We start from the raw sequence: 13870 nt of genomic DNA, 5'->3' as shown, positions 1-13870 counted from the left end.
AAGCAATCCAAAGCAGAAACTAATTTATGAAATTCAAAGTTTCAAAAACACAATACAAAAAAGATTTCATTGTTGAAATAATTGTATGATTTTTTTTAATAATTGGCATTATAAGCTTTATTATACTAGGCTTTACACAAAATTATATATTATATATAAGTTTCAAGACAATTGCTAAATTAGCGTTTCAAAATATGTATAGAGAAATGTATATTTGAAATTTTTAAGAAAGGAGAGTTAAGGAAAATGGACTCAGTAATGAAAGAACTTGAATTAGCTTATAAGGAAGTGTCCAGTTTTACTAATACAGCAGACAGGGATTTTAGATTAGAAGTACTTGATAAAATAGAAGAATTTATTCTTGAATATGACTGGGGAACCTCAAAAAATATTAAAGAGTTTAAGCGATTCTGTAAGTTATCAAATAAGGAGTTTGCTAGATTAACCAAGCAATCAGAAAATAACGTAAGATTGATACACAAGAGAATGAGTGACAGGATTAGAGAGAAGATTGGCTATAACAAAATTTACACAGCAGTAAACGGAAGCAGAGAAGAAGTGCTTAGGCTTCTTAATTGTATAAATATATTAAAAAGTAACATTATGTCAGATTATTATATTCCATCTTGTATATTAACTAAGGTTAGTGAGCATAGATGTTCAGTGGAATATCTTGTTAGTGATTTAAGTTCAGAGATTTATTTTCTAAAAAAACATTCTAAGCAAAGAATTAATAGGGAGATAAATGAACTTGATAAAGATAAACTTTCTTATGTATTTAAGGTTTTAAATTCAAATGAGGGGTATTTATTAGATAAGAAGGAAGCTATTTTAAACAAGTTATTAAATGATAAGGAGGTATCTAAATGAAGACGTATGCAATAGTAAATAAACTTGACCAACACACTTATACTTTGTTAACCAAAGCTGGGATAAAGTCAAAGGAGAATATCTACAACATGAGTAATGTTCGACAATTGCTTGAGTTATTGGAGCTTAAAGATAAAATAGTAGTTTTAAGTGTAGGAACTTTTGGTACTTGCTCGAATTTAGCATGGATATTAAATGCACTTATTGCAAAACAAATTTCATTTATTAGTTTAAATGAAAGAATTAGGTTTACAAATACTAATCCAATTAAGCATGTTTATAAGCAGTACATAATGAGTGTATTGAACTACGAGCAGAGACTTTTGAATGATGTTGAGCAGATTTACAAGTATCAAGAGAGAACAGAAATAAATAGAAGAATAAATGTTCTTTGCTTAAGTTTGTTGATAGAGACTTTTAAGAATGATGGTATACTTCAGAAATAATAATATAAGCAGTTATATTTAGTTTGTTATGTGTAATTCATATAATGGAACTGATATTAACTGCTTTTTCTTTATTCTGTGGGGTATGGATAAAATATATTTATATTTCTCAATACAAAGGCTCACAGAGGCTCTACAAAAGGCTTTTGGAGGTATTAAGGTTTACTTATTCTACTAAAAGAATTTATTCTGTCACGGTGGCGAATTTCTGTGATGTTTAAAATAAGGGAATTGTATCAATAGGCTACTCTCTAATAGGTCATTTTTAAAAATAATAAAAGTATATCACTAGAATCGGGGTATACTTTTTGGAATATATCATATTCTATAGATGCTCTATTGAAACACTTACTTAAATTTAAGTATTATATAATAATAATATTTATAAGAGTTTATATTAATAAGGGGTGTTTTAGATGAGAGTTGGCTATGTAAGAGTTAGTACATTAGAACAAAATACGGCGAGACAAGAGATTATTATGGAGCAGTTGAATGTAGAAAAGGTCTATATTGAAAAAATTAGTGCTAAGACGACCACTGGCAGAGAGCAGTTACAAGAGATGATTGGGTATATTCGAGAAAATGATATCGTAGTTGTAGAATCTATTAGCCGACTAGCAAGAAACACACGTGACTTGTTAGATATTATAGATAAGTTTGATAAAAAAGGTGTAACATTCATAAGTCAAAAAGAAAATATAGATACCAATACACCAACAGGTAGATTTATGCTCACAGTTTTCGCAGCAGTTGCTCAGCTTGAGCGTGAGTATCTATTAGCAAGGCAAAAAGAAGGCATAGAAATTGCGAAAGCTGAAGGGAAATATAAAGGTAGGAAGCCTATTAATGTTGAAAAAGAAAAATTTATAGTAGTTTATAATCGTTGGAAGGTCGGAGAGATAACTGCAAGAGAAAGTATGAAAGAATTAGGAATTAAAGCTTCAACCTTTTACAGAAGAGTAAAAAAGTATGAAGATAGATAAGATATTTAGTGTGTATTTTAGTTGAAATAAGATTTGATTTAATAATATTTGTGTAATTAATAGTATTTGTGCTATGTTAAGTTGTTTTAAATACATGAATGGTGTTTGCTGGAAAATGTATGATTTATTGTAGTAAATAGTATATAATACTTAATGTGGTATTAATAAAGCCGTTATATTTATATATACACGAAATAAAAGATAATAAATAAATTATATAATAGATAAGGTGGATGAGTAGATGGGGAAAATTAATGCGTTACATCTTTCAGATCTTCATATTGGAAACCTTTATTATGATGATCCAGAAGAGTTGGCAATAGCAATAATTAACGATATAGAACATCAGAGAACAAATTATAGGAAGTTAGAAGCAATATTTGTAACTGGAGATATATTTGACAAAAAGTATGGAAGTAATGAAAAGGAAATTCAAGAAGCCGTAAATTTCTTTAATAAAATACATACTGAAATACGTGAAAGAGAAATTAATATTAATTTTTCAAAAGAAGATTTTATTTTTGTGCCAGGGAATCATGATTTAATCAGAACGGATCAAGGTGCTGATTTTAAAAAATATGATAATTTTCTCAAATGCTTTTATGGAGACAATTATAATGATTCAGGGAGTACAGTTAAATACAATGAAGAGTATTGGTCTTCATTAAAAATATTCCATGAAAAAAAGATATTAGTGATTGGTTTAAATTCGTGCAAAGGTGAAAAAAAAGATGATGAGTGGGATGACTATGGTTATATTAGTTTAAAACAATTAAGTCAGTCTTTCAAAGATGCTAAAAAGTTAGTTGAAAATTTAGATGACTATACTGTAGTTTCCATTTTTCATCACCACTTTTATCCATTTCCAGAAATACAGACAAAACATGGTGATACAAGCCTCATAAGAAATTACGATGAAGTAATTGACATGTTAATTAAGAATAATGTAAAAATTGTTTTGCATGGACATAAACATACTCAAATAGTGCGACCAGTGGTGAATGATAGTTACTTTTATGATTCTAAATCTTTGATTGTTGTTTGCTCAGCTGGGAGTATCGGAAATAAAAGTGTTGAGAATAGAGCGTTTCAAATTGCACATATTTTTGAACCTGATGATGAGACTATAGTTTCTTTAGATAGATTTGAGTACAAGGGTCTAAGGTGCGATAATGTAAGAAAATTTTCATATCCACCACAAAAAGAATATGGAAAGATTATTATTGATTTGCTAAAGATTATTCAAGTTCACGAAGAGTATTTATACATAGATTATCTTGATGAAATTAAAGCAAAGGATGTAATATCGCCAGAATCAGAAAAGATAATAGAGTTTATTAACAAAATATATTCTGAGTTTAAGTCTACAAGAGAAGAATTGCAAAGGAATCCTAAAATAATATATTTAATATTAATTGCGATTCATTATAGGTGTGTATTTTTAGACAAGAATAGAAGTACTAAAACAGAACTAGGATTGCATGATGAATTATTAAATCTATTTAACAATAAAATTTTGAAGTTAGAAGATGAGTTTTATGGGACTGGAGAAAGTAATTATTTTGAAAAAATGATAGAAATTTTGGCATCTAAAACTAATGATGAATTTATTGATAAGTGTGTAAATATTGATAAGATGTTTAAACAACGTGAATTAAAGAAAGTTCAATCTTTCATTATTGCAACAATTTTTCTTACAGATTTATATTTAACGTTGAGAAAATATGGAGAGTTCTATTTTAAGAAGGAAAAAATTGATCATAGAACCAATGTAGTTTTAGAGGAAAATAAATTTAGATTGAACATTGTACCCAATACAATTGAACTATCACCAGATGAGGATAGGCGAGCATTAAAAGTTGAGTTTAAGTGTACAGATCCGACTGTTCATAAGGTTGCAGTATTAATTATGAAGGACTTTGAAATGAGAATACCAAAGATAGAAGATAATTTTAATAATATAGGACTTAAGTTATATTATATACTACCTAAGGTATTTAAAGATAAATATGAATTGGATAATTATAATTTTGAAGCGTATATTCCGAAGTTAATGCCATTGTTAATAGGGGAAAACATTTATAAGGAGCATAATGTATTTATAAGAGAACTAATACAGAATTCTAAAGATGCAATATCTCTTAGAAAAAAACTAAATCCAGAAGATAAATTTGATGAAACCATAATTATTAAATTCGGCTCAGAAAATATTAATGGAAATATAAAAAAATTTATGGAGATTTTAGATAATGGAACAGGAATGGATGAATGTAGAATACAAAGATATTTTACTAGTATAGGTAGAAGTTTTTATAATTCAGATGAATATAATGATATGTTAAGTGAAAAAAAAGCATCATATAATGCAATAAGTAGCTTTGGAATAGGTTTCCTATCATCATTTTTAGTTTCAAAAGAGATAAAAGTATTAACTAATAGTTGTTTTGAAAAAAACAATGGGCTTGAAATAGAGATTCCAAACTATGATGGATGCTTTTTTATAAGAAAACCTAGTGAAAAGGCATCTATAGGAACTAGAATTAGGTTATACGAAGATGAAAGAAAAAGAATTAATTATGCTGAGATTTATCAATATGTAAAAAAGACAATATTAAATATAGATATACCGATAAAGATTATTAATGAAAACATAGATGAAGTTGAGATTGAATCTCATAATTTATATAAGTATTTATTTAAAAAAAATACATTAGAAACACCAATGTTTTTTGTTCCATTTTGTGAAAATAAAGACTATGATTATCCATATGATGATGTTAAAGAAGAGATACAAGAAAATCCTTATGGAATTTTAATTGATTTCTTCAGTCATAGGAAAAAGACAGTTATAATGAATGAAGGACTTTTATTAAAAGAAGAGCATAGAACAATTTTTAGTAATCTCTTTAGTAACACATATGTTAATTATCCACCAAACCTTATTAAATTGGATGTATCAAGAGAAAAGATCGTTGAAAAAAATGAACTTCCCAAAACTGAGGAAGAGATAAAAGATGATATTATAAGAAATATACTTCAATGGATGGAGAAACTAGAGAAAGAGGATAATTTAACGAAATTAAGAGATATTGATAAGGTATATTGCTTTACACAAAATAATAATTTAGAACAAGATAATGAGAAAATACGTTTAAATTTATATGGATTAGAAATTTCTATGTATGATGAAAAAATTTATTTTAAAATAACGAAGCAGGAGAAAATCAATAATAACAGTATTCTTTTAAGAGGATCTCTTATAGATTTTATTAATGAATGTAGGGATAATAAAGAAGTATTTTTTCAATTAATAAATAAAATTACCGAAAAGAAAGACAGTACTGCATTAAGTTTAGAATTTAATCGTGATAAGATTATTCCAACATATAGAGGAAGGAAGAGATATAAAAAAAATTATTCATTGGAATTTGAACGATATATTGAAAGTGCTTTTGAAAAAAAGGCACATATAGATATTAAAAAAAGATTTGAACGAAGTTTTGGAAAAGAATTTGAAGAATTATTTGAGAAGGATTTTGAATATGATTTTGGATCAAGTTTTGAAAAAATTATTGATAAATATTTAGAAGAAAAAGGTTATGAAGAAATAACAGATATTTCAGGTATAGATATAAGTAGAAAAAGATTTAAAAGAGTATTGACAGTATTTTATTACAATCTTCTAGATATTACTGAAGAAAGAATACGAATTTTTGATTTTATCTATAATTTATATATTTTGAAAAATATTATGTTTCACAAGTTATCAATAAATGATCTAAAAGATTGTGAATATGAAACTATAATTTCTTTTGAGCTTTGAGAAATTAACTCATGCGGAAATATATAGGAAAAGAAATGCTTGAATAGTTAAAGCAGCAATAGGAAAATAATCACAGCACTCTGTTGTAGAAATTAAGAATTTAATGTATTAGATAGAGTTGTGTTAGTCAGATTATTCAACATAACAATAAAATATTGTTTGTTTTAATTTGCAAGATAGTAGGTAGAGATGTAAAAACAAAGTACTAAAACTCATGTTATAGGTATAAATATAGTGATCTGAAATTTTATATAAAAAACCTAGAATTTTATAAATTCTAGGTTTTTTATTTATTATTTGGTTGTTGTTTTAGGTTAAAAAAATTATATCTAAAGTCAGTCAATTAAATACAACCATCTTATATACGGGTTAAGTTATATAAAAATACAAATTAAGAGGTTAAGAATATACTAGAAAATGATAGATAGAACATAGATTAAAAGAAGTTAAAGCAAGGTAGAGAAGTAAAATGTAATATCTTGCTTATTTCTATTTTAGTGGAGGGGATGCGATTCTTATTTGGAGATGATGATGGTAGAGTGTGAGTTTCATCTGTTTGATGGTAAGTTACAGGTGGATTCTAAGTTGGTTTAACTAAAATAGACTTGCGTTTTAAGCTCATTTATACATGGCGTGATTAAAATATTGCTTCAAAGAATAGTGAGGCTTTTTTATTCATAAAAATATATGAGTAGTAAAAGGAGAATAGGTTTAATGCCTAAAAGTGTTATTTTTAATTACGTAAGTCATGAATTATATGAGCAAAATGCAAGGGAGCTAGAAGAAGGTGAAATTAGGAATATATATTATGATAATGGGGTACAGATAGATATTAAACGAATTGGTAAGGACGTATATAAATTCATAAATAAATATGGGAAGCAAGAATTCGAAGTATGCTTAAAGAATATGTACAATAATAGATAATGAGTACTGTATTTAAATTTTAATTTTAGTGAGAAATGACTTGAGAAGCAGGTTGTAAAGAGTTATTCTATAAGCCTATTCAAGTAGTATTTGATTGCTTATTTATTGGGTTAATTACATTTTTACAAAAAGGAGTTCTTAAAATTATGAAAAAGAGGGTTGCATTTTTAAGCAGAGTTAGTACAATGGATCAACACAAAAGTGTAGATAACCAGAAAGAAATATTTAATAATTGGTTAGAAAAAAATAAAAATAATTGTGAATACTTCAAAACATATAATGATGAAGGGATAAGTGGAGCGAAGGGATATAAAAGAAAGCAATGGTTGGAAATGCTCAAAGATGGTGGAGAAGGGAAGTTTGATATATTAATAGCAAAGTCATACTCTAGATTTGGAAGGAATCAAGAAGAAACATTAAAAGCTATTAAAGATCTAAGAGAAAAAGATATAAGAATTATATTGTTAGAGGACAATTTGGACAGCGAAACTGATATTGCAAAATTTGGATTGTTTGGATGGTTAGCTGAGCAAGAAGCACAGAAAACAAGTGAAAGAATAAAGATGGTTTGGGAAAGTTACAATGAACAAGGAAAAATGCATTCGTGTAGACCGCCTTATGGTTATGATTATGACAAGAATGAAAAAAATATAGTTGTGAATGAATTGGAAAAGGAGGTTGTGAGAAGGGTATTTGATTTATTTTTAAAGGGACAAGGATGCAAAACTATTGCCAATATTCTTATGAATGAAGGCATATACACTAAAAGAGGTGGAAATTGGGAGAGCAATACTATAAGCAATATGTTAAAAAATGAAGTGTATATAGGAACTTTAGTTCAGGGAAAAACGCAAACAATAGATGTAACTAGAAATAAGACTAAAAAATATGATAAAAGTGATTGGTATAGAAAATATAATAACCATGAAGCAATAATAGAAAGTGACATTTTTGATAAGGTACAAATAGAAATAGAAAAACGCTCTCAAAAAGCTAAAAGTACATATGTTAGACATAGTAATAAATACTTATTTAGTAATTTGCTATTCTGTGGAGAATGTGGATCTGCAATGACTGGGAAATTGAAAAAAAGTTTAAAGTATAAAGTAAAGTACTTTTGTAATAACTATGAAAAAAATGGAACAAAAGTGGGACATAGATCTATAGCAATATATGAAGATGTATTATTGCAATATTTGAAATATAAATTGGATGAAGCAGTCGAAGAAAATTATCAATCATTAAAAGATAAGTTAGAGGAAAAATCGGATGTCGTTGAATTGTTAAAGAAGGATTTGAAAAATGTAGAAAAACAGTTAAATGATAATATTAAACGTGCAAATAAATTGTTAGATTTACTAGTGGATAGTACAATAGACAGAAGTCAATATACTGAACAAAATAAATTCATTGGTAAGGAAATAGAAAGCTTAGGAAAGCGTAAAGACGATATAATTAAAAAAATTGAGAAGAACTATAATAATCAGAATGAAGTAGAAATGCTTAAATCAGGGATAACAGGGTTATTAAATACAGAACTGAAGGATTGGAATAACGCAATGATAAAAGAAGTCGTTAATAGAATGATTGTGTATGAAGATAATACAGTAGAAGTTGAATATAAATACCTATTTTATAAATAAGGAAACTGCTACGTGTATAGGTCTATCAGCAGTAAAGCTCTTAAAACAAGATCCAAATGCAGTGATGGTGGTATTACCATCAGATCACTATATTCAAGGTGAGAAGAATTATATAGATACGTTATCTCAAGCTATAGAGATGGCGAATAAGAGACGATGTATTGTTACACTTGGAATAGAAGCTAATAGGCCTGAAACTGGGTATGGTTATATAGAAATGGGAGAGCGGAACACCGGAAATATACCAACGTATAAGGTTGCTAGATTTACAGAAAAGCCAAATTTGGAGGTTGCTAAAGATTTTATTTTAAAAGGAACTTATCTATGGAATTCAGGAATGTTTGTGTTTAGAGCTGATGTTATCCTAAGAGAAATTGAAAAATATCTTCCTAAATTATATAAACCATTAATGGAGATATATAAAAGCATAGGTGAGGAAAATGAAGAAAAAGTTATAGAAGAACAATATGAACTTATAGATGGAATATCTATAGATTTTGGTATTATGCAGAAAACTAGAAAAGCATATGTTATAAAATGTGATTTTAGTTGGGATGATATGGGGAGCTTTGGAGCATTAAGCAGGCTTCTTAATAATGATAAGAATAACAATATTTCTAAAAACGTTTATATTGATGAATGTGAAAATTGTTCAATATTTGGAGATAAAAATTTAATTATAGGCTTTGGAATTAAGGATTTAGTTGTTGTAGATGCTGGAGATGTGATACTTGTAATGGATAAAAATAAAGATCAGGAAATAAAACATTTGCTAAATAAACTTAATGAGCAAAGCCAATATAATAAATTCTTATAGTAAATAAGCTGTTACACAATAAAAAATTCTGTAACAGCTTATTTATTATTCTTCTTTGTAATTTAAAGGAATTACAGTAACTCCTTTTTCATTAAATTCATGAATGTCAGTTTCGCTAATATCAGAATCAGTAATAAGATGAGAAACTTCATCTATATCACCACTAGAAAAATTATGATGTCTGCCTACCTTTGAACTATCCGCAAGAATATAAACAGGACCACTGCATCGATTGATCATTTCGTGATTAATTAAAGTTTCCTGTAAAACAGAAGTGCTTATACCTGAGTCACAAGCGATTCCACTTACACCTAAAAAACATTTATCAGCAGTTATTCTTGAAAGAATATAAGTTGCAAATTCTCCTATTAAAGATTGTTTTCTTTCATAAACCTGACCACCAGTTAATACTAACTCAACATTAGGTCCAACAGAAGAATTAAGTGCTTTACCATTATTAGTAACAACATATACTCTTTTATTCTCTAAATATTCTAATATTAATAGAGCTGTTGAACTTGAGTTTATAAAAATTGTATCTCCATCATTTATTAAATCTGCTGCATACTTAGCTATTATATGTTTTTTCTTATCATATGTTAAATCAACAGTTTTTTCTTCAGAATCATTATTATTAAGATTTATATCAGAAGCTAATTTTGCACCGCCATAATATCTTACAATTAATCCTTCATCATCTAAAGATTGTAAATCCCGTCTTAATGTAAGTGGGGATATATTAAGTTTTTCTGCTAATTCATTAGTATTTATTGATTCATTTTGGCTTATATATTCCAAAATTTTTTCTCTTCTTTTAGACACTATGCCTTGAGTTTTTTTCATATTCGTCCCACCTTTGTAAATATAAATGCATTTTTAAGACGCTAAAATCATCCATTTTAATTATAAAGAAAGAAAATTAACATTTAAAGAACTATTTATATTGATTTTATATAATTATTATATGATGAATGTTCAGAAAGTTCAATAAAAACATTCAAAAAATAAAAAAGATGAAAAAGTTCAAAAAAATACTTGAATTATTTGAATGTTTGATGTAATATAAAAACATAAACAAACAAAAAGTTCAAAATAAACAAATCATAAAGTTCATAAAATATATTAAGTTTAATTCGAATTAGAACAATTAATCATTAAAATAATCAGAATTTTATAAAAACATAGAAAACTTACGAAAATAAATTATAATGTGTAAGGAGAGATTATAATGTCAAAAGTAAACGAAATCACAAGAGAATCTTGGATATTAAACACATTTCCAGAATGGGGTACATGGCTTAATGAAGAAATAGAACAGGAAGTAGTAAAACCAGGTACATTTGCAATGTGGTGGTTAGGTTGTACAGGTATATGGCTTAAGTCTGAAGGAAATGCTAATATATGTGTTGATCTGTGGGTTAATTCAGGAAAGAAAACAAAAGCAAACCAATTGATGGCATCACAACATCAACATCAAAGAATGATTGGTTGTGTAGCAATGCAACCAAATTTAAGAAATTCAGTTTGTGTTATTGATCCTTTTAAAATTAAGGAAGTTGATGCAATTTTAGCTACACATGATCATAGTGATCATATTGATGCTAATGTGGCTGCAGCAGTAATTCAAAATTGTTCAAAAGATGTTAAATTTATTGGACCACAAGCTTGTATTGATATTTGGTTAGGCTGGGGAGTTCCAGAAGAACAATGTATAGCTGTAAAACCTGGCGATGTAGTAAAGATTAAAGATACAGAAATAGTTGCACTTGATTCTTTTGACCGTACTGAGCTTGTTACAGCACCAAAAGGAACTATATTAAAAGATAAAATGCCAAGAGATATGGATAAATTAGCTGTAAATTATCTTTTCAAAACTCCAGGTGGAAACTTATATCATAGTGGAGATTCACATTATTCTAATTACTATGCAAAACATGGTAATGACCATAAAATCGATGTTGCATTGGGATCGTTTGGTGAAAATCCAAGAGGTATGACAGATAAAATGACATCTATTGATATATTAAGAATGGCTGAATGTTTAAATACTCAAGTTATTATACCGTTCCATCATGATATATGGACAAACTTCATGGCTGATACACAAGAAATTTTAACTTTATGGAATATGAGAAAATATAGATTACAATATAAATTTAAACCATTTATTTGGGAAGTAGGCGGCAAATTCGTTTATCCAAATGATAAGGATGTATTACAATATCATCATGATAGAGGTTTCCATGATGCATTTGCAATAGAACCAGATCTACCATTTAAGTCAATGCTATAATAAAAATTCATAGAGGGTTATTAAACCCTCTATAAAATAAAAATTGGAGGAAAACATAATGTTACAAGAATTAATTGATAAAAAAAGATTTTCGTTTCATGAAGGTTTTGATACTTGGGAGGAAGCAATTGCAGCGTCTTGTAAACCTTTAATAGAGGATGGAGCAATAGAAAGTGCTTATGTTGATGCAATAATAGCAAACGTTAAGAAATTTGGACCATATATAGTAATAGCACCAAATATCTGTATACCACATGCTCAAGAAGGTGTTGTAGGTGTTAATGAAACAGCAATGTGCTTTATGAGAACTAAAAATCCAGTTCATTTTAGTGACAGTCCAGATGAGGATGCAAGATTATTTTTTGTATTAGCTTCAACAGATAACGAAGTGCATTTGCAAAACTTATCAAATATGGTTGGTTTAATTGAAGATGAAGCAATAGTAGATAAATTACTGGATGCTGAATCGAAAGAAGATTTAGAAGCAATTGTTGAGTTATTAAAAGCAAAATGTGTATAAAATTTATTTCAATGTTATTTGAAAATAAAGGTTAAATACAATAATCAAGCAAAAGAAAATAATGATTTATTAAACAAGGGGGAAGTAAAATGAATATATTATTAAGTATTTGGAGTTTCTTTCAAATAAATATTTTGACAAATCCAGCGTTCTTTATTGGTTTTATAGTACTTATAGGTTATTTATTATTAAAACGTCCAATTTATGAAGCGGTAGCAGGTTTTATAAAGGCGACAGTTGGTTATTTGATTTTAAATGTAGCAGCTGGTGGACTTGTAGGAAACTTCCGTCCAATACTTGCAGGTTTAAAAGATCGTTTCAATTTGACGGCAGCAGTTATTGATCCATATTTCGGTCAAACAGCAGCTCAATCAGCTATTGAAAGCATTGGAAGATCATTTTCTCTTATGATGATAGTATTACTAATAGCATTTATTTTCAATATAATATTGGTATTGTTTAGAAAGCAAACTAAGATTAGAACAGTGTTTATTACAGGTCATATAATGGTACAACAATCTTCAACAGCATTATGGATGGTATTATTTTGCTTCCCTCATTTAGTTGATACGCAAGTAGTTATTATGCTTGGTTTATTATTAGGAACTTATTGGGCAGTATCAGCAAATCTTACAGTTGAAGCAACTCAAGAATTAACTGAAGGTGGCGGATTTGCAGTTGGTCACCAACAAATGTTTGGAATTTGGCTTACAGATAAAATTGCAGGAAAGATTGGTAATAAAGAAAAATCAATAGAGCATCTTAAATTACCAGGATTTTTACAAATATTTAATGATAATGTTGTAGCAACAGGTATACTAATGATGTTATTCTTCGGAATTATAATGGGAATATTAGGACCAGACTTATTACATCAAATTGATAAAGCCGGTTTTGCAGCAAATAGAAACTTCTTATTCTATATAATGGAAAAGTCATTAAACTTTGCAGTTTACTTAAGTATATTACAACTTGGGGTTAAGATGTTCGTTGGAGAACTTACAGAATCATTCCAAGGTATTTCCAATAAGATTTTACCAGGATCAATGCCAGCTGTAGACTGTGCGGCAACTTATGGATTTGGTCATGCTAATGCAGTAACAATTGGTTTCTTATTTGGAGCATTAGGACAATTTATTTCAATCATAGGTTTAGTAGTATTCCAAAGTCCAGTTTTAATAATCACAGGATTCGTTCCAGTATTCTTTGATAATGCAACTTTTGCAGTATTTGCAAACAAAAAAGGTGGATTAAAAGCAGCTTGCATAATTCCTTTTGCATCAGGAATAATTCAAGTATTAGGAGGAGCATTTGCAGCTTATTTCTTCGGATTATCACAATTCGGAGGATGGCATGGAAACTTCGACTTTGATACAGTATGGCCAGTGATTGGAGTGTTAATGAAGAATTTTCAATATGTAGGTTTTGGAATTGCAGTTCTAGCATTACTTGCAATACCACAATTCCAATATATTAGAAATAAAAAAGGTTATTTCAAAATTGCAGAAGACTATGATGCATATCTTGAAGAAACACAAAAGGTTTAAA

Annotated in this window: 10 protein-coding genes and 1 pseudogene; 10 read left to right on the top strand and 1 reads right to left on the bottom strand. The window is 28.2% G+C overall.

All coding sequences use genetic code 11. The annotated features are described in order from the left end of the window. Positions 1–246 precede the first annotated feature (246 nt). The 7 genes and pseudogenes from GXK56_RS14520 to GXK56_RS14490 all read left to right on the top strand — a co-directional run. Positions 247–870: a hypothetical protein gene (locus tag GXK56_RS14520; RefSeq protein ID WP_160688589.1), complete on the top strand. Its 624-nt coding sequence runs from the start codon at positions 247–249 to the stop codon at positions 868–870. After that, entirely contained in the window at positions 867–1316 is a 450-nt protein-coding gene (locus GXK56_RS14515; protein ID WP_160688587.1) for a hypothetical protein, read from the top strand. The genes GXK56_RS14520 and GXK56_RS14515 overlap by 4 nt, the downstream gene beginning before the upstream one ends. A 416-nt stretch (positions 1317–1732) precedes the next feature. Next, a complete protein-coding gene (locus tag GXK56_RS14510; RefSeq protein WP_160688585.1) occupies positions 1733–2299 on the top strand; it encodes a recombinase family protein in 567 nt (188 codons plus the stop codon). A 241-nt stretch (positions 2300–2540) separates the two neighbouring features. Continuing rightward, positions 2541–6122, top strand: coding sequence for a metallophosphoesterase (locus tag GXK56_RS14505; protein WP_160688583.1), 3582 nt, complete (start codon positions 2541–2543; stop codon positions 6120–6122). 687 nt (positions 6123–6809) lie between these two features. After that, positions 6810–7049: a DUF4738 domain-containing protein gene (locus GXK56_RS14500; RefSeq protein WP_207710270.1), complete on the top strand. Its 240-nt coding sequence runs from the start codon at positions 6810–6812 to the stop codon at positions 7047–7049. A 146-nt stretch (positions 7050–7195) separates the two neighbouring features. Further along, positions 7196–8692, top strand: coding sequence for a recombinase family protein (locus GXK56_RS14495; protein ID WP_160688579.1), 1497 nt, complete (start codon positions 7196–7198; stop codon positions 8690–8692). After that, positions 8688–9509: pseudogene (locus tag GXK56_RS14490) on the top strand (sugar phosphate nucleotidyltransferase); the annotation flags it as partial. The gene GXK56_RS14495 and the pseudogene GXK56_RS14490, both read left to right, overlap by 5 nt. A gap of 45 nt (positions 9510–9554) precedes the next feature. Here GXK56_RS14490 and GXK56_RS14485 read toward each other — a convergent pair. Next, on the bottom strand, positions 9555–10352 hold the full coding sequence (locus tag GXK56_RS14485) for a DeoR/GlpR family DNA-binding transcription regulator (protein WP_160688577.1): 798 nt from the start codon (positions 10350–10352) through the stop codon (positions 9555–9557). A 385-nt stretch (positions 10353–10737) separates the two neighbouring features. Between GXK56_RS14485 and ulaG the strand changes: the two genes are divergently transcribed. The 3 genes from ulaG to GXK56_RS14470 all read left to right on the top strand — a co-directional run bounded on the left by ulaG (position 10738) and on the right by GXK56_RS14470 (position 13869). Next, positions 10738–11802, top strand: a complete 1065-nt coding sequence (gene ulaG, locus GXK56_RS14480; RefSeq protein WP_160688575.1) for an L-ascorbate 6-phosphate lactonase — start codon at positions 10738–10740, stop codon at positions 11800–11802. A 58-nt stretch (positions 11803–11860) separates the two neighbouring features. Further along, positions 11861–12322, top strand: coding sequence for a PTS sugar transporter subunit IIA (locus GXK56_RS14475; protein WP_160688573.1), 462 nt, complete (start codon positions 11861–11863; stop codon positions 12320–12322). An 89-nt stretch (positions 12323–12411) separates the two neighbouring features. Next, complete coding sequence (locus tag GXK56_RS14470; RefSeq protein ID WP_160688571.1) at positions 12412–13869, top strand: PTS ascorbate transporter subunit IIC; 1458 nt, start codon at positions 12412–12414, stop codon at positions 13867–13869. The last annotated feature ends 1 nt before the right edge of the window (position 13870 follow it).

It is taken from the genome of Clostridium sp. C2-6-12 (genome assembly GCF_009928485.1).
GTDB lineage: Bacteria > Bacillota > Clostridia > Clostridiales > Clostridiaceae > Clostridium.
This window is presented reverse-complemented; position numbering and strand designations above follow the sequence as displayed.